This is a genomic window from Kitasatospora sp. NBC_01266 (assembly GCF_036242395.1).
In the GTDB taxonomy this organism is placed as follows: Bacteria; Actinomycetota; Actinomycetes; order Streptomycetales; family Streptomycetaceae; genus Kitasatospora.
This window is the reverse complement of sequence record NZ_CP108458.1, coordinates 5,041,150-5,062,759: the sequence shown is the minus strand read 5'-3', so window position 1 is coordinate 5,062,759 and position 21,610 is coordinate 5,041,150. Positions and strand designations below refer to the sequence as shown.

Below are 21,610 nucleotides of genomic sequence, written 5' to 3'. Positions count from 1 at the left end.
CACCCGCCGGTCGCTACTGCAGCGCCTGGGCCAGGTCGGCGACCAGGTCGTCGGCCGACTCGATGCCGACCGACACCCGCACCAGGTCGGCCGGGACCTCCAGCAGCGAACCCGCCACCGAGGCGTGCGTCATCCGGCCCGGGTGCTCGATCAGCGACTCCACGCCGCCCAGCGACTCGCCGAGGGTGAACAGCTTGGCCCGGTTGCAGACGTCGACCGCCGCCTGCTCCCCGCCCTCGACCCGGAACGAGACCATGCCGCCGAAGGCCTTCATCTGCTTGGCCGCCACCTCGTGGTTGGCGTGCGAGGCCAGCCCCGGGTAGAAGATCTGGGTGACCTTCGGGTGCCGGGCCAGCAGCGCCACGATCTGCTCGGCGTTGGCGGTGTGCCGGTCCATCCGCACGCCCAGCGTCTTGATCCCGCGCAGCACCAGCCAGGAGTCGAACGGGCCGGCCACCGCGCCCATCGCGTTCTGGTGGTAGGCCAGTTCGTCACCGAGACCGGCGTCCGCCGCGACCAGCGCGCCGCCCACCACGTCCGAGTGCCCGCCCATGTACTTGGTGGTGGAGTGCACCACCACGTCGGCGCCGAGCGCCAGCGGCTGCTGCAGGTACGGGCTGGCGAAGGTGTTGTCCACCACCAGCAGCGCGCCCGCCTGGTGGGCGATCTGCGCGACGGCGGCGATGTCGGTGATGCCGAGCAGCGGGTTGCTGGGCGTCTCCACCCAGACCGCCTTGGTGTTCGGCTTGAGCGCCTCGCGGACCTTCTCGGGGTGCTGGGTGTCGGCGACCGAGAAGTCCACCCCCCAGCGGGTGAGCACCTTGTTGAAGAGCCGGAAGGTGCCGCCGTAGGCGTCGTTGGGGATCACGATGTGGTCGCCGGGCGCCAGGATCGTCCGCAGCAGGGTGTCCTCGGCGGCCAGGCCGGAGGCGAAGGCCAACCCGCGCTGCCCGCCTTCCAGGGCCGCCAGGCACTCCTCGAGCGCGGTGCGGGTCGGGTTCGCCGACCGGCTGTACTCGTAACCGCCGCGCAGGCCGCCCACGCCGTCCTGCTTGTAGGTGGACACCTGGTAGATGGGAGGGACGACCGCCCCGGTACGGGGGTCCGCTTCCTGACCCGCGTGGATGGCAAGGGTCTCGAAGCCCTGAGGGTGCTGATGATCGCTCATGGGCCTGAGCGTAGTGCCCGCACGGAATCCCTGGACCCCGGCACGCGTTGACCAAGCATGCTGTTCAACCGCCACAAGACCGAGCTCGTCACCGCCGACCGGGCCCTGCCGGGCCGCCCGGCGCCCGCCTTCACGCTGACCGAGCCGCACACGGTGCTCGGCCACCCGCTCACCGCGCCCTACCCGGCCGGGTTCGAGGTCGCCGACTTCGGCCTCGGCTGCTTCTGGGGCGCCGAGCGGACCTTCTGGCGGCTGCCCGGTGTCTGGACCACCCTGGTCGGCTACCAGGGCGGCCACACCCCCAACCCGACCTACGAGGAGGTGTGCAGCGGCCTGACCGGGCACACCGAGGCCGTCCGGGTCGTCTTCGACCCGGCGGCGATCTCCTACGAAACGCTGCTCAAGACCTTCTGGGAGGCGCACGACCCGACCCAGGGCAACCGCCAGGGCAACGACGTCGGCACCCAGTACCGCTCCGCCGTCTACACCCACTCCGCGGCCCAGCAGAGCACCGCCGAGGCCTCCGCCGCCGCCTTCCAACCCGCCCTGACCGCCATCGGCCTGGGCCCGATCACCACCGAGATCGCCCCGGCCGGCCCCTTCTACCCCGCCGAGCCCTACCACCAGCAGTACCTGTCCGACGCCAAGAACCCGAACGGCTACTGCGGCCTGGGCGGCACCGGGGCCAGCTGCCCGATCGGCGTGGCCAGGGCGGGTGACTGACGGATCCGGTCAGCCGGTGCGCACCGGATCGGCCCGCAGGGCCTCGGTGAGCCAGCCGAAGGCCGGGCCGAGTTCGGCGTTCACCGGCCAGCCGTTGATCCTGGCGAGCAGCTGCCAGTAGCGCTCGTAGCGCGGGTCGTTGCCGTTCTCCATCCGGTCCAGCAGCCATGCCCGGAACGCCGCGTCGTCGGTGCGGCCGAAGAAAGCGGCGAAGGCTCCGGCCAGTTCGGCGAGCACCGGGACGGCCATCGGGGTGCCGGGGGCGATCCCGGAGGCCAGCGCGGCGCCGGCCCTGGCCACCACCAGGTCCACCAGGGCCTGGTTGGCGGCGACATCGGCGTTGGCACCGGCCGCCGCGTCCCTGGCCTGGTACTCGGCGGCCCTGCGGACCCCGGCGCGGAATCCCGGGTCCTGGACGAGTTCGGCGAGCTCCACCCAGGCCTCGGTCTGCTCGGGCGACGGGTCGTCCGGCAGCTCGGGCATCGCGGCGCGCATCTTGGCGATGAACTCGGGCCCCACGTCGAGCCCTTCGAAGGCCTCGTCGATGAAGTCGTTGATCAGGCGGCGGCGTTCCTGATCGGTCAGCTTGGCGAGCTTGTGCATCAGTTCCATCTCCTCCGGGGTGGCTCCCCGCCGGGCCACCGCGCGCAGCACGGACCGGCGCAACCGCAGCGTCCTGATCTGCACGTCCAGCGCCTCGGCGTGGGCCGCGGCGACCTCGGCGACGGTGACCTCGCGGGCCAGCACCCGCTGGATGGTGGCGAGGTCGACGCCGAGGTCGCGCAGCGTGCGCACCAGGTCGAGCCGGGCGAGAGCTTCGGGTCCGTAGAGCCGGTAGCCGGCGGGGGTTCGGTCGGTCGGCGGCACCACGCCCGCGTCGGACCAGAACCGGATGGTCTTGACCGGCAGACCGGTCAGCCGGGCCAGGTCCCCGATGGTGCGCAGGGTGTCGTCGTCCATGGCCACCACTGTGGAGTCTCCCGTCGCTGGAGACTCAAGCCTACGGAGCGGCTCACACCGCGCTGCCGGCCGTCCAGTCGGCCCAGGAGAGGTTCCAGTCGCTCAGGCCGTTGGCCGGATCCACCGTCCGGTCACCGGAGTTGACCACCTCGACCACGTCACCGAGGATCGAGGAGGCGTAGAACTTCGCGCCGTCCGTGCCCGGGTTCCCGCCGCCCTTGACGTCGCGCAGCGCGATGCAGCCGTGGCTGAGGTTGGCGTGGCCGTAGGCCGAGGCGGGCGACCAGTAGTTGCCGTGGATGAAGGTGCCCGAGGCGGTCAGCCGCTGGGCGTGCGGCACGTCGGGGATGTTGTACTCGTCGCCGAGGCCGACCGTGGCGGAGTCCATCTTGGTCTGCGCGAAGCGCTCCGAGATGACCATCCTCCCGGCCCAGGTGCGGTGCGCGGGCGCCCCGCCGATCACCTGGTAGACGGCGCTGACCTGGCCGTCGGTGGTCACCGTGAGCGTGCCGGCCGCGAGGTCGGCGACCGAGGTCTGCGCGCGCCCGACGGTGAAGTCGACGTCCTTGGACTGGGTGCCGAAGACGCCGTTCGCCCCCTCGACGTCCTTGAGCCGCAGCTTGAGCGTCACCTTGGTGCCCTTCGCCCAGTACTGCTGCGGGCGGAAGTCGAGCCGGGTGCTGGAGTACCAGTGGCCGACCACCGGCACGCCCGGGTCGGCGACCACGGTGATCGCCTGCTGGACGGCCTTGCGGTTGGTGACCGGCTTGTTGAAGGTGATCGAGACCGGCATGCCGACGCCCACGGTGGCGCCGTTCTCCGGGGTGAAGTAGCCGACGAAGGTGTTGGCGGGCGTCGCGGTGCCGAACGAGGTGTTGGCGTCCGCCGCGAGCTTTCGCGCGTCCGTCGCGTCCGCCGCCACGCTGTACCTGGTGCCGCTGCTCAGCGGCGCGGTGCTGGTCCAGCTGCGCGCGTCGGGGGCGAGCTGCCCGGCTATTCGCCCGCCCGCGGCGTCGGTGACGGTGACCGAGCCGAGCGTGCCGTCGGTGACCGTGACGGTGACCGGTGCGGTGAACGGGGCGTTGGCGGTGCCGTCGGCGGGCGAGACGGTGATCCGCGCCGCCGAGGTCTGCGGGGACGCGGTGGCTCCGCCGGGCGGGGCCCCCGAACCGGCGCCGGCGCCGCCGGCCTTGCCGCCGCCGCTACCGCTGCCGTTGCCGTTGCACGCCGCGACCAGCAGCACCGGCGCCCCCAGCAGTCCGGCGAGCACCCCGCGTCGGCTCCAGGCCCCACCACTCGCACCGTGCTCCTGCTGCTGCGCCGCCACCGTCGTCTCCCTACCCTGAGGTCAAATCGGACCTAAAGACTGATTCCAGGGCGAACCGGTTCCCCGAAGAGGTTCAGATCGTATGAGATGGCAGGAGATTGCGCCAAAAATGGACATACCGCCCAACCGGCAAGCGGCGGGCGGTAGGTCACGGAGTGCGACCGCGAGCGACGAGCTGTTACTCGACCTCGAACTCGTAGCTGTCGTCCTCCGGGTCGAACGCGGTCTGCGCGGACTCCCAGGTGGCCTGGGTCAGTTCGATCCCGGGGACGTCGCCGAGCAGCGCGACCGGGTCGATGAAGTGGGCGAGCGAACCCGACGGGTCCACCTCGATCGCCTCGACGGACTGGGCGCGCTCCTCGTCGTCGAGGTACTCGTCGGCCTCGACCTGGGCGAGCGCGGCGGCCTTGAGGGCACCCTCGTCGGTGATCTCGGCGATCAGCTCGATGCTGAGCCGGACGTAGCGGGGGGCGTCGATGTCTGGGGTGATGCTGCCTTCGGTGCTGGTCATGGGGCGAGCGTAGGCGACAACCAGGCCCGGACCCAACGGGGACCCGGGAAGGCACCGGGGAGGCACCGGCGGAAGCCGGCCGGCACGGCGAGGGCCGGCCCCGGGAAGCCCGGGACCGGCCCTGCCGGCGCTCCGCTTCGCTCCCCCACCCGGGAGCCGCGGAGCCGCGCCACCAGGGGCGCGAGGTGCCGTGGGAGCCGCCACACCCTGCTCCCCCACCGAGACGGTGGTCCAAAAGCAGGGGCGGGACGACGACGGCCCCCACGTGGGGCCCCTCCGACCCGCGAGCGGGCCCGGAGGGAGACACAGTGCACCGGGTCAGGCCGGCTGGTGTGTCCGGACGGCACGGCGACCGGGGAGCCGCTCCCGATCACCGCCACCGTCACGTTCGGCGTCTTGCCGTGCTCACTACAGTGCCGGACGGTTGTTAACCCGGTGCTGCGCCCGGATGTCGCGGATGTACCAACCACGGTCGCCAACGAACCATCAGGTAAACCCGCACCACCCCGGCCCGCGCCGACCACCCGGATCACCCGGACCGCCCGGACCGCCCGGACCGCTGACGGAACGTCAGTGCGCGGAGCGCCCGGCCATGAAGGCGAGCAGGTCCTGCCGGGTCACGATGCCCTGCGGCTTGCCCTCGACCAGCACCACCGCCGCGTCGTTCGCCTCCAGTACGGTCATCAGCCCGGTCACCGACTCGCCCGAGCCGACCACCGGCAGCGGCCGGGACATGTGCTGCTCCAGCCGGTCCGACAGCTGCGCGCCGCCGCTGAACAGCGCCGCCAGCAGGTCGCGCTCGGCCACCGAGCCGATCACCTCGCCGGCCATGATGTCCGGGTGCCCCGCACCCGGCGAGACCACCGGCATCTGCGAGACGCCGAAGTCGCGCAGCACCTGCACGGCCTCGCCGACCGTCTCGCCCGGGTGCATGTGGACGAACTGCGGGATGCCCTCGTGCTCGATGGCGTCCTTGCGGGCCAGCACCTCGCCGATGTGCGCCTCGTCGGCGGCGGTGGGCAGGAAGCCGTAGTCGGCCATCCAGTCGTCGTTGAAGATCTTCGACAGGTAGCCGCGGCCGCCGTCCGGCAGCAGCACCACGACCACGTCGTCCGGGCCGAGCCGCTTGGCGACCTCCAGTGCGGCCACCACGGCCATCCCGCAGGAGCCACCGACCAGCAGGCCCTCCTCCTTGGCCAGGCGGCGGGTCATCTGGAAGGAGTCCTTGTCGGAGACCGCGACGATCTCGTCGGCCACCGTGCGGTCGTAGGCGGTGGGCCAGAAGTCCTCACCGACGCCCTCGACCAGGTACGGGCGCCCGGTGCCGCCGGAGTAGACCGAGCCCTCCGGGTCGGCGCCGACCACCTGGACCCTGCCGTCCGAGGCGTCCTTCAGGTACCGGCCGGTGCCGGAGATGGTGCCGCCGGTGCCGACGCCCGCGACGAAGTGGGTGATCTTCCCCGCGGTCTGCTCCCACAGCTCCGGGCCGGTGGAGTGGTAGTGCGAGGCCGGGTTCTCCGGGTTGGAGTACTGGTCCGGCTTCCAGGCGTTGGGGGTCTCACGGACCAGGCGGTCGGACACGTTGTAGTACGAGTCGGGGTGCTCGGGGGCCACCGCGGTCGGGCAGACCACGACCTCGGCGCCGTAGGCGCGCAGCGTGTTGATCTTGTCAGTGGACACCTTGTCCGGACAGACGAAGATGCACTTGTAGCCCTTCTGCTGGGCCACGATCGCCAGGCCCACCCCGGTGTTGCCACTGGTCGGCTCGACGATGGTGCCGCCGGGCTTGAGCGCGCCGGAGGCCTCCGCGGCCTCGATCATCCGCATCGCGATGCGGTCCTTGACCGAACCACCGGGGTTGAAGTACTCGACCTTCGCCAGCACGGTCGCGGAGATGCCCTCGGTGACCTTGGTCAGTTTCACCAGCGGGGTGTTGCCGACCAGCTCGATGATCGAATTGTGGTACCGCACGGGGGTCCTCCCGGTCTGTGGCCTTGGCAGTTCTTCGGTGCCACCAGCCTATGGCTCCAGATGGCCGATGCCGCTCGATAGCGCGAAGGTGTCAAAGGGTATGGAGGCGGTGGGTCCGCGCGCTGTAGGAAGAGCTGCACGAAGAGCGGAGCGCCCGGTGGCGAGCCGAGCAGGCCACGAGGCCGGCTCGGCACACTACGGGTGACCGGACGGATGCGAAGGGGGTAGCCGAATGCCTGGGGCGCAGCATTCGAGGGCGCGCGTCGCCCGACGGATCGCCACCGCGGCGGCGTACGGCGGCGGCGGGCTCGGCCTGCTGGGGGCCGGACTGGCGGGGGTGCTGTTCACCGAGAGCCGCCTCGCGGTCCGGGCGGTCGGCCTGCTGGAGGGCGATCCGCCGAAGGCCGACGGGGTCTACGGGGACGGGCTCGCCGACCCGGGCGCCGAGCAGCAGGAGCCGCTGGTGCTGGCCTTCCTGGGGGACTCGACGGCGGTGGGCCTGGGCGTGCGGCGCGGCCGGGAGACCCCGGGCGCGCTGCTGGCCACCGGGCTGGCGGCGGTCGCCGAGCAGCGGGTGCGGCTGGTCAACGTCGCGGTCTCCGGAGCGCGTTCGGACGACCTGGCGCGCCAGGTGCGGCTCGCGCTGGCGCACCGGCCGCAGGTCGCGGTGATCATCATCGGCGCCAACGACGTGACCAGGCACACCCCTGCCGCCCAGGCCGTGCGGCAACTCGGCGAAGCGGTCCGGGACCTGCGCACCCTCGGCTGCGAGGTGGTGGTGGGCACCTGCCCGGATCTGGGCACCATCAAGCCGGTGCGGCCACCGCTGCGCTGGCTGGCCCGGCGGGTCAGCCGGCAGCTGGCGGCGGCGCAGACCATCGCGGTGGTGGAGGCCGGCGGGCGGACCGTCTCGCTCGGCTCGCTGCTCGGGCCGGAGTTCGCGACCAGACCCGAGATGTTCGCCTCCGACCGGTTCCACCCCTCCGCCCAGGGCTACGCCACCGCGGCGATGGCCGTGCTGCCCTCGCTCTGCGCGACCCTGGGCCTGTGGCCCGAGGCCGCCGAGGAGGAGCCGCCGGCCCGGCGCGAGGCGGTGCTGCCGATGGCGGTGGCCGCGGCGACCGCGGCCGGGCAGTCCGGCACCGAGGTGGCGGGCACCTCGGCCGGCGTCGGCGGCAAGCGCTGGGCGCTGGTCAAACACCGGCTGCGGTTCGGCCTGCCGCAGGACGCGCCGGCGCTGCCCGGCGAGTCGGACAGCTCACAGCCGGGCACGGATGACGTACGCGCTACTTGAGAGTAACTTTCCTCTCCGTAGCAGCCGGACACACACCAGGGAGCCGTCATGCCCGAAGCCGTCATCGTCAGCGCCGCCCGTTCGCCGATCGGCCGCGCCTTCAAGGGCTCGCTCAAGGACGTCCGCCCGGACGACCTCACGGCCCAGATCATCGCCGCCGCGCTGGCCAAGGTCCCGCAGCTCGACCCGCGCCAGATCGACGACCTGATGCTCGGCTGCGGCCTGCCCGGCGGCGAGCAGGGCCACAACCTGGCCCGGATCATCGCGGTCCAGATGGGCATGGACTACCTGCCCGGCACCACCATCACCCGCTACTGCTCCTCCTCGCTGCAGACCACGCGGATGGCGCTGCACGCGATCAAGGCGGGCGAGGGCGACGTCTTCATCTCAGCCGGCGTGGAGACCGTCTCGCGCTCGATCAACGGCAGCTCGGACGGGATGCCGAACACCCAGAACCCGCTCTTCGGCGAGGCCGTGGCCCGCACCGCCAAGCGCGCCGAGGAGGGCGGCGGGGAGTGGCACGACCCGCGCGAGGACGACCTGCTGCCGGACGCCTACATCGCGATGGGCCAGACCGCCGAGAACCTCGCCGCGCTCAAGGGGATCACCCGGGCCGACCAGGACGAGTTCGGCGTGCGCTCGCAGAACCTGGCCGAGGCCGCGATCAAGGCGGGCTTCTGGCAGCGCGAGATCACCCCGGTCACCACGCCGGACGGCACCGTGGTCTCGGCCGACGACGGCCCGCGCGCGGGCGTCACGCTGGAGGGCGTGCAGGGCCTCAAGCCGGTCTTCCGCCCCGACGGCACGGTCACGGCCGGCAACTGCTGCCCGCTGAACGACGGCGCCGCCGCGCTGGTCATCATGTCCGACACCAAGGCGCGCGAGCTGGGCATCACGCCGCTGGCCCGGGTGGTCTCCACCGGCGTCTCGGCGCTCTCCCCCGAGATCATGGGCTACGGCCCGGTCGAGGCCTCCCGCCAGGCGCTGCGGCGGGCCGGGCTGGGCATCGGCGACATCGACCTGGTGGAGATCAACGAGGCCTTCGCGGCCCAGGTCATCCCCTCCTACCGGGACTTGGGCATCGACCTGGACAAGCTGAACGTGAACGGCGGCGCGATCGCGGTCGGCCACCCGTTCGGCATGACCGGTGCCCGGATCACCACCACGCTGATCAACTCCCTGCAGTGGCACGACAAGCAGTTCGGCCTGGAGACCATGTGCGTGGGTGGCGGGCAGGGCATGGCGATGGTGATCGAGCGGCTGAGCTGAGACGCAGCGGAGGGTGGGGGTCGCCAGGGGGCACCTCCCGGCCGAAGGCTGGGGGAAGGGCGGCACCCGCCCGCAGCGAAGGAGCAGTTCAGCCGCGACCAGAGAGCATCGAGCGGCTGAGCTGAGACGCAGCGGAGGGTGGGGGTCGCCAGGGGGCACCTCCCGGCCGAAGGCTGGGGGAAGGGCGGCACCCGCCCGCAGCGAAGGAGCAGTTCAGCCGCGACCAGAGAGCATCGAGCGGCTGAGCTGAGGACTTGAGCTGAGGACTCGAACTGAGGCCCGACGGGCCCTGCCACCCGTTTGGCGTCACGGACGGTAATTGAGGGCCGGATCACCTCGCGAGCCGCGATCCGGCCCTCAACTCGTCCCCGGGGCCCTCGATTTCGACGCAGCGAAGTCGCCCAACCGCGCAGCGTACACCAGGGCACCTTTTTGATTTTTGGACAATGACGAAGGTCACCGACATTTCGGACATCTTCCTCTGCAGCACCACCCACCCATACGGCAGGGTGGAAACGTTCCCCTGTTCCACTCCGCGCGAGGAGTACGTTCCGTGAGCGCTGTGTATGTCGCCCTGCTGCTGGTCCTGATCGCCGTCTGCACCGCCGTCCTGCTCCAGGTGCGCGCCCTGCGCAAGCTGGCCGCCGACCGAACAACCGCCGCGCCCGCCGCCGTGGACGAGGACGCGATACGCCGTGCCGTCACCGAGGCCCTGGCGGCCGACCGGGAGCGGGAGATCAGCGAGGCCCGGGCGTTCTGGGCCGAGCAGGAGGCCCGGGCGGCCGAGGACGACCCGCTGCTGGACGCCCCGTTCACCGACCTCGCCGGCGAGCAGCTGAGCGGGCTGGGCAGCCTGGGTCCGGCGGAGAGCTGGCCGGTCTTCTTCCCCCGCCCGACCGGCCCGGAGGAGGCCGCGGACAGCGCCGGCACCATGGACCCGTCGTTCGGCGAGGCGCTGCGCTCGGCGCTGGAGGACATGATCGGCGACAGCGGCACGCTGCCGGGACCGGTGGGCGGCGTCGCACCCAGCGGTGAGGTCAACGCGGCCCACGAGGCCCGCGCGGCCCGCGAGGCGGACTTGCTGGCCACTGGTCTCGAGGCCGGTCTGCTCGACCCCGACCCGGCCGCCCAGACCGGCCCCGCGCCCACCCCCGACCCGCGCCGGCACCCCTCGCACCCCGACTTCGTGCCCAGCCAGGCCCCGTCCCGCGAGTGGACCGACACCCGGCTGACCGCGCTCGCCGAAGAGCGGATCGCACTCACCGACGTCCGCCCCGGCCCGCTCGGCACGCTGGACGTCTACGCCTTCGCCGACGGCACCACGCTCTGCGTGGCCCCCGGCGACCGCGAGGCCGCCTACCGCCTGATCGACGCGGTCCGGGCCGGCGAGGACGTCCGGCTGCTCGGCGGCTCGCGCTTCTCCGGCTCGTACTCGCTGACCTTCTCGACCGACGAGGAGACCGTCTACGTGCTGGCCGACCGCGTGGTGGCCAGCATCTGAGGACCAGGCCACCAGCGGGCCCGAGGGCTGCCAGTGGCCGCGCTGACGGACCGTCAGCAGATCAGAGCGTCAGCACCTCAGAGCGTCACCTGGGTCATCGCCCGCACCGCCGCGACCGCCTCCGCCAGGAGGCCGGGCGCGGCGGTCGGCGTCTGCGCCAGCGCGGTGACCAGGTCGTGGCCGGCCACCGAGAGCTGGTCGCCGACCGCGAAGACCCCGGCGTCCGGGATCTCCCGCACCCGCACCCCCTCGCCCTCCTCGACCTGCTGCGCCCAGCCGGCCAGTTGCCGGGCCAGCGACAGTCCCGCCGCCGCCCGCGAGGAGTGGCCGGGCGCCGCACCGAGCAGGTAGCTCTGCGGCATCGCCCGGAAACGGTCCGCCAGCCGGTCCAGCACCGTCACCAACTCGTCCAGCCCGTCCAGCCCCTGTTCACCCATGCCGCGAGCCTAGTGCCCGGCGAAACGCGGTCCGGCGGGGGTCAGTCGTCCCCGCGCAGGATCGCGATCAGGCGCAGCAGTTCCAGGTAGATCCAGACCAGCGAGAGGGTCAGCCCGAAAGCCGCCCGCCAGGACTCCCGGCGCGGCGCACCGGCGCGGATCGCCTGGTCCACCGCCGCGAAGTCCAGCGACAGGAAGAACGCGCCCAGGCCCACCCCGGCCAGCCCGAAGACGATGCCCAGCGGCCCGGAGTCCAGCCCCAGCGAGGCACCGAAGAGCGCGGCCACCAGGTTCACCGCCAGCAGCAGCACGAAGCCCACCGCGATCGCCAGCCCGATCCGGGTGTACCGCGCGGTGACCTTGACCAGACCGCCGCGGTAGGCGAGCAGCATGCCCGCGAAGACGGCGGCCGTGCCCAGCACCGCCTGGATCGCGATGCCCGGCCAGATGGTGTTGAAGGCCTTGGTGAGCGCCCCCAGGAAGAAGCCCTCCAGGCCCGCGTAGAGCAGCACCAGGGCCGGGTTGACGCTCCGCCGGAAGCTGACCACCAGGCCCACCACGAGAGCCGCCAGCGCGGCGAGGCCGGCGATCGCGAAGCTCGCGGCCGGCAGCGCGAACCAGGCCACCGCGCCCGCGGCCACCACTGTGAGCAGCGTCAGCGCGGTGTTGGCGACCACGTCGTCCATGGTCATCCGGCCGGTCGCACGCGGGCCCGCGGCCGGCGCGCGGTACAGCTCCGCCAACTGCTCGGCGGTGGGCGGCTGCGCGCCGCCGAACCCGGCGTAGCCGGGGTCGCGGCCGAACGATCCCTCCCGCGAGAAGACCGGGTTGCTGCTCCTCATGATCTTCCTCCCAGGGCGACGCGGCGCCGCCCGCAGGGCCAATGGTAATGCGTTGGCAAAGAGAGACCCGAGGGGCGGCACGCACGACGGCGCCCCGCCTCCCGGGGGAGGCGGGGCGCCGTCACGTTCGCCGACCTGGTGCCCGGAGCCGGACTCGAACCGGCACGGCCTCGCGGCCAAGCAGTTTTAAGCTGCCCGTGTCTGCGTTCCACCATCCGGGCGGGGAGCGCTGGGCCCATGTGCGAGCTACCCCTGAGCCTAGTCGCCCCGATCCCTCTTGCGCATGTTCCTTGGCGGGGAAGTTGTCATGTTTCCTTGCCATCTGACGAACTGTTCGCAATTCGGCCAGCGGAACCGCCGGATCCGGCCACCCGGGGTCGTGTCATACCGCAGGAGGAGAACGGAGGCCGTCGGGTAAGCCTGCGGGCCGCGGTCCAACCGTCCGCCGGGGCGACGAATCCGGCGCGATCGGCGGAGAACATGAAGGGACATACCGCAACGAACCACCGTCACCCCGCACTGCCCGACGGCCGACCCCTAGGAGTACCCGTGACCACGACGACCGCCGCCGTCCGAACCGGCCGGGCCGCCGCCCGCGCCGTGCGGCTGAGCAAGGTGTACGGCTCCGGTGAGACCCGGGTGGTGGCGCTGGACGAGGTGGATGTCGAGTTCCGGCAGGGTGAGTTCACCGCGATCATGGGCCCCTCGGGCTCCGGCAAGTCCACCCTGATGCACTGCATGGCAGGGCTGGACGCGGTCACCTCCGGCTCGGCCACGATCGGCGAGACCGAGCTGGTCGGCCTGAAGGACAAGCAGTTGACCCAACTGCGCCGGGACAAGATCGGCTTCATCTTCCAGGCCTTCAACCTGCTGCCCACGCTCACCGCGTTGGAGAACGTCACGCTGCCGATGGACATCGCGGGCCGCAAGGTGGACAAGGCCTGGCTGGACGCGGTGGTGGAGACCGTCGGCCTGTCCGGCCGGCTCTCGCACCGCCCCAGCCAGCTCTCCGGCGGCCAGCAGCAGCGGGTGGCCTGCGCCCGGGCGTTGGCCGGTCGGCCGGAGATCGTCTTCGCCGACGAGCCCACCGGCAACCTCGACTCCCGCTCCGGCGCGGAGATCCTCTCCTTCCTGCGCAACTCGGTACGCGAACTGGGCCAGACCGTGGTGATGGTGACCCACGACCCGGTGGCCGCCTCCTACGCGGACCGGGTCGTCTTCCTCGCCGACGGCCGGATCGTCGACGAGCTGAGCGACCCCACCGCCGACGCCGTCCTGGACCGGATGCGTCGTTTCGACGCCAAGGGCCGCACCAGCTGAAGGGCCTGACACACCATGTACCGCACCGCGTTGCGCAACGTGCTGGCCCACAAGGGCCGCCTGCTGATGACCGCGCTGGCCGTGCTGCTGGGCACCGCCTTCGTGGCCGGCACCATGGTCTTCTCCGACACCTTCGGGTCGGCGCTGAAGAACAGCTACTCCAAGAGCTACTCCGACCTCTCCGTGCTGGTCTCCGACACCGGCGCGCAGTCCACCGGCTCGCAGTCCACCGACGCGGGGTCCGCCGGCGCCGGGTCCGAGCAGACCGGGCCCGGTGACCCCGGGCTCACCGCCGCCACCCTCGCGCAGCTCGGCAAGCTGCCGGGGGTGGCGAGCAGCCGCGGCACCGTCTCCAGCTTCGCCGCCGTCGCGGACAAGCAGGGCAAGGCGATCGGCCAGGACGGCGGCTCCACCGGCGCCAACTACGTACCGGACAGCGCCGGTCAGGACCCCCGCTACCCGATGGCCGAGGGCCGCGGGCCGCAGAAGTCCGGCGAGATCGCGCTGGACCGGCAGAGCGCCGACAAGGCCGGCTACCACGTCGGCGACACCGTCCGGGTGGCCACCAACGGCCCGGCCATGAACGCCACCCTCACCGGCATCTTCACCACCGACGACCCCAGGGTCTCGGCCGGCGCCCCGCTGGTGCTCTTCGACACCGCCAGCGCGCAGCGCCTGCTGCTGGCGCCGGGGCGGTTCTCCGAGATCTCGCTCACCGCCGCGCCCGGCACCAGCCAGGACACCCTGCTGACCGAGGTCGACCAGGCCATCGGGCACCCCGACCACATCACCGCCAAGACCGCCGACCAACTCCAGTCCGACCAGCGGCAGCTGGTCTCCCAGACCATGGGCAGCATCCGCACCATGCTGCTGGCCTTCGCTGGCATCTCGCTCTTCGTCGGCATCTTCATCATCGCCAACACCTTCACCATGCTGGTCGCCCAGCGCACCAGGGAGTTGGCCCTGCTGCGGGCGATCGGGGCCAGCCGCAAGCAGGTCACCCGCTCGGTGCTGCTGGAGGCCGTGCTGATCGGCCTGCTCTCCTCGGTGGCCGGTCTGCTGGCCGGCATCGGGATCGGGGCCGGGATGCAGGCGCTGGTGGGGCAGCTGGGCAGCGGCAACACGCCGTCGGGCCCGCTGGTCGTCTCGCCGGCCACCGTGCTGACCGCGCTGCTGGTCGGTGTCCTGGTCACGGTGGTCTCGGCGCTGCTGCCGGCCCGCCGGGCGGCCCGGATCGCCCCGGTGGCGGCGATGAGCAGCGGCGACCAGCCGGCCTCCCAGAAGGGGCTGCTGGTGCGCAACAGCATCGGCGGGGTGATCACCGCCGCCGGTGTGGCGCTGATCCTCGGCGGCGCGGCGGCCGGCAGCGGCGGCCGGGAGCTGGTGGCCGGCGGCGCGGGAGCCGCGCTGATCGGCATCTTCATCCTGATCCCGCTGCTCTCCCGCCCGCTGATCGCGCTGATCGGCCCGCTGCTCAGCAGGCTCTTCGGGGTCTCCGGCAAGCTGGCCCAGCAGAACGCGGTGCGCAACCCGCGCCGGACCGCCGCCACCGCCGCCGCCCTCACCATCGGCCTGACCCTGGTCAGCGCGCTGTCCGTGCTGGGCGCCTCGCTGAACGGCTGGTTGGACAAGGCGGTCGGCGACTCGCTGAAGGCCGACTACGCGGTGCAGATGTCCAACGGCCTGCCCCTCTCGCAGTCCATCGTCGACCAGGTCAGGAAGACCCCCGGGGTCGCCGCCGCCTCGCCGATCGACACCGTCGGCTTCACCATCGCCGGCTCGCACTCCCAGGTCACCGGCGTGGACCCGGCGCAGGCCGGGCAGTTGCTCACGCTGACCATGACCGCCGGCTCCGAGGCCGCGCTGGACCAGGGGCAGCTGCTGGTCGACACGGTCGTCGCGCAGAGCAGCCACCTGAGCGTGGGCAGCACCGTGCCGGCCACCTTCCCGGACGGCCGCAGCGGCAGCCTCACGGTCGGCGGCATCTACCAGCGCAACCCGATGATCAGCGAGATGGCCATGAGCAACGCGGCGCTGGCCGGCCACGGCGCGACCGACGACTACGGCCAGGTGCTGGTCAAGGGCGCCGACGGGCCGAGCCCGGCGCTGGAGCGGGCGCTGACCGCGGCCGGCGGCGACAACCCGCTGATCGAGGTGCAGAGCAAGGCGGACCTGCGCGACCAGGCCAGCTCGGTCATCTCGTTCGCGCTCAACATGCTCTACGGCCTGCTGGCGATGTCGGTCCTGGTGGCCGTGCTGGGCGTGGTCAACACCATGGCGATGTCGGTCTTCGAGCGCAAGCGCGAGATCGGGATGCTGCGGGCGATCGGCCTGGACCGGGCCAAGGTCAAGCGGATGGTCCAGCTGGAGTCGGTGGTGATCTCGCTCTTCGGCGCGGTGCTGGGCCTGGGCCTGGGCTGCTTCCTGGCCTGGGCGGTGAACGGCACGCTGAAGGACTCGGTCACCGGACTGAGCACCGTGCTGCCGTACGGCAAGCTGCTGCTCTTCCTGGTGCTGGCCGGGGTGGTCGGCCTGGTGGCGGCCATCTGGCCGTCCCGGCGGGCCGCGAGGCTGGACATCCTGGAGAGCATCAAGGCCGCCTGACGCCCCGTCGACGGGCCCGGGCAGCCGAAAAGGCCCCGGCCGGTGGTCCTCGCCACCGGCCGGGGCCTTTCACGCTGTCCTGCTGGTACTGCGTCCTGCTGGTACTGCGGTTCGTACTCCGCCCGGTCGCACGGCCGGCTGAGCACCACGGAGGTCGTGGTCCGGCGACGCTGCCGGGCGGAGGGCCTCCGACTCACATCCCGGCTCCCTACGGCCGGGGGTCAGTCGCTTACTTGCTCGCGAGCGCCTTGTCGGCCTTCTCGGCCTCGGCGGGAGCGGCCGGCGCCGGGACGGAGACGGTGACCTCCTGGAAGGCACCGAACGGCTTCTCCATCTCGGAGAGGCCGACCGTCTCGCGCTTGAGGAACATCGCGAGCGTCCAGTCGGTGAAGACCCGGACCTTGCGGTTCATGGTCGGCACCCGGCTGCCGTGGTACAGGCGGTGGAACCACCAGGCCGGACGGCCCTTCAGCTTGTACTTGCCGAAGAGGATCGCCACGCCCTTGTGCAGGCCCAGACCGGCGACCGCACCGAGGTTCTTGTGCTTGTACTCCTGCTGCGGGAAGCCGCGCATACCGGAGATCACGTTGTCACCGAGGACCACGGCCTGGCGCACCGCGTGCTGGGCGTTCGGCGGGCACCAGGCGCCCTCACCGGCGGCCAGGTCCGGCACCTGCGAGTTGTCGCCGGCCGACCAGACGTTGTCGAAGCCCTGGACCTGCAGCGTCGGGGCGGTGTCGATGTGGCCGCGCGGGCCCAGCGGCAGGCCGAAGTTGGCGACCACCGGGTTGGGCTTGACGCCCGCGGTCCACACGATGGTGGCCGCGTCGGCCTCGACGCCGTTCTTCAGCACCACGTGCTGGTCGACGCAGGAGTCCATCGAGGTCTCGATGTAGATCTCGATGTTGCGCTCTTCGAGCTTCTGCTTGGTCCACAGGCCGAGGTCCGGGCCCATCTCGGGCAGGATCCGGTTGGCCGCCTCGACCAGGATGAAGCGCATGTCGTCGCGGCTGACGGTCTTGTAGATCTTCGCCGCGTCCCGGGCCATGTCCTCGACCTCGGCGATGGTCTCGACGCCGGCGAAGCCGCCGCCGATGATCACGAAGGTGAGGGCCTTGCGCCGGATCTCCGGGTCCGTGGTGGACTCGGCCTTGTCCAGCTGCGCCATGACGTGGTTGCGGAGGCTGATCGCCTCCTCGACCGTCTTCATGCCGATGCCGTGCTCGGCGAGGCCGGGGATCGGGAAGGTGCGGGAGACCGAGCCGGTGGCCACGACGAGGTAGTCGAAGGGCAGCTCGTAGCTGTCGCCGGCCAGCGGCGCGATGGTGGCGACCTTGCGGGCGTGGTCCACAGCGGTCACGTGACCGGTGAGCACCTCCGCCTTCTTCAGGGCGCTGCGCAGCGGTGCGACGAGGTTGCGGGGCGCGACGTTGCCGCCGGCCGCCTCGGGAAGGAAGGGCAGGTACGTCATGTACGACCGCGGGTCGACGACCGTGACGGTCGCCTCCCCGTAGCGCATCTTCTTGAGGATGCGCATCGCGGCATACAGGCCGACGTAACCACCGCCGACAATGAGGATGCGAGGACGCTCCGTGGTGCTCATATCGGAAAGTATCCAGCACCGGTCGGAGCACCATTCGTGAGGCCCGTCACAAGGATCTGGACAGCCTCTGCTACACTGCCCGCCCACACCTCGGGACTTGAGGGCCGCTCAACGGGGCCCCGGCGGACCCGTACGGAGGTTTGGATTCCACTCGCCCTGCTGAGCAGCAACGATCCGCCCCGCACCGAGGTTCCCGAGCGCCGTTTCGATTTCGCTGGCGTATCCGGAACCCCGCCTGGGATCCATCGGGCCGCCGCGACCGCCGACCTTCACTCTCGCAATCCGGACGAACCGCCCCGCGGACTGAGCCGAATGTCCGATTCGCCATGTGAAGAAATTCACGAACTTTCTCGCGGCACCCGGCCGGGTCGCCGCCATCGGGCGGCCCGGCCGAGTGTCCATCGAGGGATCCGACTGGTGGGACACCAGTGGACCGCGAGCCGACACGTCCTCAGACCGCCGCGCTCCAGGCGATCCCGTCCAGGATGTCGTGCTCGCTGACCACCAGTTCCTCGGCCCCGGTCCGCTCCATGATCGAGAGCAGCACCAGCGCGCCGGCCCCGATCACGTCCACCCGGCCCGGGTGCATCACCGGGATCGCGGCCCGCTCCGCGTGGGTGGCCGCGAGCAGCCGTTCGGTCACCTCGCGGACCTGCGCCGACGACAGCCGGGAGTGGTGCACGGCGGTGGAGTCGTACTCCGGCAGGCCGAGCGCGATGGCGGCCACCGTGGTGACCGTCCCGGCCAGGCCCACCAGCGAGGCCGCCTCGGTCAGCGGGACCACCTCGGCGGCCTGGTCGAGGGCCGCCTCGATGTCCGCCCTGGCCGCCGCGATCTGATCGGCCGTCGGCACCTGCGAGCCGGCGAAGTGCCGCTCGGTCAGCCGCACGCAGCCGATGTCCACCGAGCGGGCCGCGTGCACCTGCGCGCCGCCCAGCACGAACTCGGTCGAACCGCCGCCCAGGTCGAAGACCAGGTACGGCGCGGGCACGGCGGCGCCGGCCAGCTCCTTGGTGGCGCCGGTGAAGGAGAGCTGGGCCTCCTCGTCGCCGCTGACCACCTCGGGCTCGACGCCCAGGATCTCGCGCACGCCCTTGGTGAACTCCGCGCTGTTCTCGGCGTCCCGGGAGGCGCTGGTGGCCACGAAGCGGGTCCGCTCCGGCCCCACCTGGTACTCGGCGATCACCGCGGCGTACTCGCGGCAGGCCGCGAAGGTGCGCTCCAGCGCCTCGGGGGCCAGCCGGCCGGTGCGGTCCACGTCCTGGCCGAGCCGGACGATCAGCATCCGCCGGTCCAGGTCGGTGATCGCACCGGTGGCCGGGTCGAGGTCGGCGATCAGCAGGCGGATCGAGTTGGTGCCGCAGTCGATCGCGGCGACCCGGGTGACACTCACTTCTCTCCCTCGTCCTGCTGCTCGGCCTGGCGCTTGGCGGCGCGCTCGGCGGTCTTGCGCTCCTTGGCGGCGATCACCGCCGTGTGGTCCTCGGCCTCGTCCCGCTGGGCCACCAGCGCCTCGACCCCCGCCTCGACCTGCTGCTCGCTCACACAGCCGCCCTTGCGCCACCACTCGGGCAGCATCGCCAGCGCCTCGTCACCCAGCGGGTTGACGCCGGGGCCGGCCGCCAGCGAGTGGCCGACCAGCACGTGCAGGCACTTCACCCGGTCCGGCATCCCGCCGGCCGAGGGGAAGCCCTCCAGCACCTCGATCGCGTCGCGCCGGGCGATGTAATCCTCGTGCGCCTTCTGGTAGGCGGCGGCGAGCTCCGGGTCCTCGGCGAGCCGGGCGGTCTGCTCCTTCATCACGCCGTCCGCCTCCAGGGTGCCGATCAGCGAGGCGGCCTTGGGGCAGGTCAGGTAGTACAGGGTGGGGAACGGGGTGCCGTCGGGCAGCCGGGGGGCGGTCTCCACCACGTCCGGGTTGCCGCACGGGCAGCGGTGCGCCACCGCCCGGGTGCCGCGCGGGACGCGGCCGAGCTGGGCCGCGACGGCGGCCAGGTCGCGGTCGGCGACCGGCTGGTTCTCAAGTGTCATGTCAGCGCTGTCTTCTCACAGGGCCGGCCTCGCACGAGGCCGGCTTCTCACGGGGCGGGGGCAGGGGTGGCAGCCGCGTCGACCGAGTCCCAGACGGCGGCGTACCAGGGCTTGGCCGCCTGCGCGGCGGCCTGGGCGGAGCCTCGGCCCGAGGGCGGGGAGGCGGCGGCCGAGGGGGTGGGGTCGATCGAGACGAAGGGGGTCTCGCCGGGCATCGCGTAGTGCAGCCGCTCGCGGGCCTGGGCCTTGACGTACTCCGGGTCCTGCCAGCGGGCCAGCTCGGTGGTCAGCTGCTCGACCTGTCGGCGGGCCTGCTCGGCCTTGACCCGCTGGGCGGCGATCTGGTCGCGCTGGTTGATGAACTGCCGGGTCGGATACGCGAGGATCGCCACCAGCGAGCAGAGCACCAGGACCAGCACGGTGGCCCGGCTGGTGAACCGCGGCCGGCCGCTCAGACCCGGGATCTTCCAGCCTGCCATCTCCTGACCCCTCCCACTCGCGCCGATGCCCCGGCGTCCACCCTACGGGGTGCGCGCCGGGGCATCGGTCAGGCTTGCTGCGAGGTTGCTCAGGCCTCGAAGCGGAACCGCGGGAACGCCGCGCGGCCCGCGTACTCGGCGGCGTCGTCGAGGATCTCCTCGATGCGCAGCAGCTGGTTGTACTTGGCGACGCGCTCGGAGCGGGCCGGGGCACCCGTCTTGATCTGGCCGCAGTTGGTGGCGACGGCCAGGTCGGCGATGGTGACGTCCTCGGTCTCGCCGGAGCGGTGCGACATCATGCAGCGGTAGCCGTTGCGCTGGGCCAGCTCGACGGCGTCCAGGGTCTCGGTCAGCGAACCGATCTGGTTCACCTTCACCAGCAGCGCGTTGGCGGTGCCGGTCTCGATGCCCCGGGCCAGGCGCTCCGGGTTGGTGACGAACAGGTCGTCACCGACCAGCTGCACCTTGTCGCCCAGCTGGTCGGTGAGGGCCTTCCAGCCGTCCCAGTCCGACTCGTCCAGCGGGTCCTCGATGGAGACCAGCGGGTAGGCGTCGACCAGCTCGGCGTAGTACGCGCCCAGCTCGGCGGCGGTCAGCGCCTTGCCCTCGAACTGGTAGGCACCGTCCTTGTAGAACTCGGAGGAGGCCACGTCCAGGGCCAGCGCCACGTCCTTGCCGGGCACGTAGCCGGCCTTCTTGATCGCCTCGACGATCAGGTCCAGCGCCTCGCGGTTGGAGTCCAGGTTCGGCGCGAAGCCGCCCTCGTCGCCCAGGCCGGTGGACAGGCCGCGCTCCTTCAGCACGCCCTTGAGGGTGTGGTAGACCTCGACGCCCCAGCGCACGGCCTCGGAGAAGGACTCGGCGCCGATCGGCGCGATCATGAACTCCTGGATGTCGACGTTGGAGTCCGCGTGCGAGCCGCCGTTGAGGATGTTCATCATCGGGACCGGCAGCACGTGCGCGTTCGGGCCGCCCAGGTAGCGGAACAGCGGCAGGTCGCTGGCCTCGGAGGCGGCGTGCGCGACGGCCAGCGAGACGCCGAGGATCGCGTTGGCGCCCAGCGAGGACTTGTCCGGGGTGGCGTCCAGGTCCAGCATCGCCTGGTCGATCAGCCGCTGCTCGGTGGCGTCGTAGCCGACCAGCTCCGGGCCGATCTGCTCGATCACGGCGAGGACGGCCTTCTCGACGCCCTTGCCGAAGTAGCGGTTCTTGTCACCGTCACGCAGCTCCAGCGCCTCGAAGGCACCGGTCGAAGCGCCGGACGGGACAGCGGCACGGCCGGTGCTGCCGTCGTCGAGACCGACCTCGACCTCGACCGTGGGGTTGCCGCGCGAGTCGAGAATCTCACGGGCTACGACGACATCAATGGACGGCACGAGGCATCTCCTAGGCGGAAGCGGTCCTGCGGACGTGGGTACGGAGTCGTTACGACCAGAGCCTAACCGCACCGGCCGCGACGACGACCCGGACCTGGGTTCCGTCTCACGGTGTGGCTCGGCTACCTGTCGGTAGTTCACCTGAATGCCGGTGCGGGGCCACCTCGGCCCGGACCCGCACCGGCTGTCGGCCG

At 71.9% G+C, this 21,610-nt stretch carries 18 protein-coding genes and 1 tRNA gene; 6 read left to right on the top strand and 13 right to left on the bottom strand.

Annotated features, from left to right (window positions below):
• Positions 1 to 13: 13 nt before the first annotated feature.
• Positions 14 to 1,168 carry a cystathionine gamma-synthase gene (locus tag OG403_RS22210; protein WP_329567058.1) on the bottom strand — a complete coding sequence of 385 codons (1,155 nt, stop codon included), beginning with the start codon at positions 1,166 to 1,168 and terminating at the stop codon, positions 14 to 16.
• A 57-nt stretch (positions 1,169 to 1,225) separates the two neighbouring features.
• Here OG403_RS22210 and msrA point away from each other — a divergent pair, with 57 nt between their 5' ends.
• Entirely contained in the window at positions 1,226 to 1,891 is a 666-nt protein-coding gene (gene msrA, locus OG403_RS22205) for a peptide-methionine (S)-S-oxide reductase MsrA (protein ID WP_329567056.1), read from the top strand.
• Positions 1,892 to 1,900: 9 nt separating this feature from the next.
• On the opposite strand, the gene OG403_RS22200 is transcribed toward msrA, so the two are convergent.
• The 4 genes from OG403_RS22200 to OG403_RS22185 all read right to left on the bottom strand — a co-directional run bounded on the left by OG403_RS22200 (position 1,901) and on the right by OG403_RS22185 (position 6,660).
• The gene (locus tag OG403_RS22200) at positions 1,901 to 2,851 is read right to left on the bottom strand and encodes a MerR family transcriptional regulator (protein ID WP_329567054.1); all 951 of its coding nucleotides are present in this window, start codon (positions 2,849 to 2,851) and stop codon (positions 1,901 to 1,903) included.
• A gap of 52 nt (positions 2,852 to 2,903) precedes the next feature.
• Positions 2,904 to 4,178, bottom strand: coding sequence for a L,D-transpeptidase family protein (locus OG403_RS22195; protein ID WP_329567052.1), 1,275 nt, complete (start codon positions 4,176 to 4,178; stop codon positions 2,904 to 2,906).
• A 178-nt stretch (positions 4,179 to 4,356) separates the two neighbouring features.
• Positions 4,357 to 4,689: a hypothetical protein gene (locus OG403_RS22190; protein WP_329567051.1), complete on the bottom strand. Its 333-nt coding sequence runs from the start codon at positions 4,687 to 4,689 to the stop codon at positions 4,357 to 4,359.
• Between the two features lie 570 nt (positions 4,690 to 5,259).
• The gene (locus OG403_RS22185) at positions 5,260 to 6,660 is read right to left on the bottom strand and encodes a cystathionine beta-synthase (RefSeq protein WP_329567049.1); all 1,401 of its coding nucleotides are present in this window, start codon (positions 6,658 to 6,660) and stop codon (positions 5,260 to 5,262) included.
• Positions 6,661 to 6,892: 232 nt separating this feature from the next.
• Between OG403_RS22185 and OG403_RS22180 the strand changes: the two genes are divergently transcribed.
• The 3 genes from OG403_RS22180 to OG403_RS22170 all read left to right on the top strand — a co-directional run bounded on the left by OG403_RS22180 (position 6,893) and on the right by OG403_RS22170 (position 10,724).
• Positions 6,893 to 7,954 carry an SGNH/GDSL hydrolase family protein gene (locus OG403_RS22180; protein WP_329567047.1) on the top strand — a complete coding sequence of 354 codons (1,062 nt, stop codon included), beginning with the start codon at positions 6,893 to 6,895 and terminating at the stop codon, positions 7,952 to 7,954.
• A 48-nt stretch (positions 7,955 to 8,002) separates the two neighbouring features.
• Positions 8,003 to 9,223: an acetyl-CoA C-acetyltransferase gene (locus OG403_RS22175; protein WP_329567045.1), complete on the top strand. Its 1,221-nt coding sequence runs from the start codon at positions 8,003 to 8,005 to the stop codon at positions 9,221 to 9,223.
• A 553-nt stretch (positions 9,224 to 9,776) separates the two neighbouring features.
• The gene (locus tag OG403_RS22170; protein WP_329567043.1) at positions 9,777 to 10,724 is read left to right on the top strand and encodes a hypothetical protein; all 948 of its coding nucleotides are present in this window, start codon (positions 9,777 to 9,779) and stop codon (positions 10,722 to 10,724) included.
• Between the two features lie 77 nt (positions 10,725 to 10,801).
• Here OG403_RS22170 and OG403_RS22165 read toward each other — a convergent pair whose 3' ends face one another.
• The 3 genes from OG403_RS22165 to OG403_RS22155 form a co-directional block, all read right to left on the bottom strand.
• Complete coding sequence (locus OG403_RS22165) at positions 10,802 to 11,161, bottom strand: hypothetical protein (protein WP_329567041.1); 360 nt, start codon at positions 11,159 to 11,161, stop codon at positions 10,802 to 10,804.
• Positions 11,162 to 11,202: 41 nt separating this feature from the next.
• On the bottom strand, positions 11,203 to 12,003 hold the full coding sequence (locus OG403_RS22160) for a Bax inhibitor-1/YccA family protein (protein ID WP_329567039.1): 801 nt from the start codon (positions 12,001 to 12,003) through the stop codon (positions 11,203 to 11,205).
• 136 nt (positions 12,004 to 12,139) lie between these two features.
• Positions 12,140 to 12,224 (bottom strand) — tRNA-Leu (locus tag OG403_RS22155).
• A 328-nt stretch (positions 12,225 to 12,552) separates the two neighbouring features.
• Here OG403_RS22155 and OG403_RS22150 point away from each other — a divergent pair.
• Together OG403_RS22150 and OG403_RS22145 are read left to right on the top strand one after the other, a co-directional pair.
• Entirely contained in the window at positions 12,553 to 13,323 is a 771-nt protein-coding gene (locus tag OG403_RS22150; RefSeq protein ID WP_329567037.1) for an ABC transporter ATP-binding protein, read from the top strand.
• A 15-nt stretch (positions 13,324 to 13,338) separates the two neighbouring features.
• A complete protein-coding gene (locus OG403_RS22145; RefSeq protein WP_329567035.1) occupies positions 13,339 to 15,927 on the top strand; it encodes an ABC transporter permease in 2,589 nt (862 codons plus the stop codon).
• Positions 15,928 to 16,156: 229 nt separating this feature from the next.
• On the opposite strand, the gene OG403_RS22140 is transcribed toward OG403_RS22145, so the two are convergent.
• From OG403_RS22140 to eno, 5 genes are all read right to left on the bottom strand, one after another.
• Positions 16,157 to 17,530 carry an NAD(P)/FAD-dependent oxidoreductase gene (locus OG403_RS22140; protein ID WP_329567033.1) on the bottom strand — a complete coding sequence of 458 codons (1,374 nt, stop codon included), beginning with the start codon at positions 17,528 to 17,530 and terminating at the stop codon, positions 16,157 to 16,159.
• A gap of 451 nt (positions 17,531 to 17,981) precedes the next feature.
• Entirely contained in the window at positions 17,982 to 18,923 is a 942-nt protein-coding gene (locus OG403_RS22135; RefSeq protein WP_329567031.1) for a Ppx/GppA phosphatase family protein, read from the bottom strand.
• The gene (locus OG403_RS22130; RefSeq protein WP_329567029.1) at positions 18,920 to 19,561 is read right to left on the bottom strand and encodes a DUF501 domain-containing protein; all 642 of its coding nucleotides are present in this window, start codon (positions 19,559 to 19,561) and stop codon (positions 18,920 to 18,922) included. Before OG403_RS22130 ends, OG403_RS22135 begins: the two co-directional genes overlap by 4 nt.
• A gap of 47 nt (positions 19,562 to 19,608) precedes the next feature.
• Positions 19,609 to 20,040, bottom strand: a complete 432-nt coding sequence (locus OG403_RS22125; protein WP_329567027.1) for an FtsB family cell division protein — start codon at positions 20,038 to 20,040, stop codon at positions 19,609 to 19,611.
• Positions 20,041 to 20,129: 89 nt separating this feature from the next.
• Positions 20,130 to 21,416: a phosphopyruvate hydratase gene (gene eno / locus OG403_RS22120; protein ID WP_329567025.1), complete on the bottom strand. Its 1,287-nt coding sequence runs from the start codon at positions 21,414 to 21,416 to the stop codon at positions 20,130 to 20,132.
• Between the last annotated feature and the right edge of the window lie 194 nt (positions 21,417 to 21,610).

Excerpts from the sequence above, each read along its gene's own strand:
- OG403_RS22140 (WP_329567033.1), bottom strand. The coding sequence starts at position 17,530 with ATGAGCACCACGGAGCGTCCTCGCATCCTCATTGTCGGCGGTGGTTAC.
- OG403_RS22180 (WP_329567047.1), top strand. The coding sequence starts at position 6,893 with ATGCCTGGGGCGCAGCATTCGAGGGCGCGCGTCGCCCGACGGATCGCC.
- OG403_RS22175 (WP_329567045.1), top strand. The coding sequence starts at position 8,003 with ATGCCCGAAGCCGTCATCGTCAGCGCCGCCCGTTCGCCGATCGGCCGC.
- OG403_RS22210 (WP_329567058.1), bottom strand. The coding sequence starts at position 1,168 with ATGAGCGATCATCAGCACCCTCAGGGCTTCGAGACCCTTGCCATCCAC.
- OG403_RS22165 (WP_329567041.1), bottom strand. The coding sequence starts at position 11,161 with ATGGGTGAACAGGGGCTGGACGGGCTGGACGAGTTGGTGACGGTGCTG.
- OG403_RS22145 (WP_329567035.1), top strand. The coding sequence starts at position 13,339 with ATGTACCGCACCGCGTTGCGCAACGTGCTGGCCCACAAGGGCCGCCTG.
- OG403_RS22190 (WP_329567051.1), bottom strand. The coding sequence starts at position 4,689 with ATGACCAGCACCGAAGGCAGCATCACCCCAGACATCGACGCCCCCCGC.
- msrA (WP_329567056.1), top strand. The coding sequence starts at position 1,226 with ATGCTGTTCAACCGCCACAAGACCGAGCTCGTCACCGCCGACCGGGCC.
- OG403_RS22125 (WP_329567027.1), bottom strand. The coding sequence starts at position 20,040 with ATGGCAGGCTGGAAGATCCCGGGTCTGAGCGGCCGGCCGCGGTTCACC.
- OG403_RS22160 (WP_329567039.1), bottom strand. The coding sequence starts at position 12,003 with ATGAGGAGCAGCAACCCGGTCTTCTCGCGGGAGGGATCGTTCGGCCGC.
- OG403_RS22130 (WP_329567029.1), bottom strand. The coding sequence starts at position 19,561 with ATGACACTTGAGAACCAGCCGGTCGCCGACCGCGACCTGGCCGCCGTC.
- OG403_RS22200 (WP_329567054.1), bottom strand. The coding sequence starts at position 2,851 with ATGGACGACGACACCCTGCGCACCATCGGGGACCTGGCCCGGCTGACC.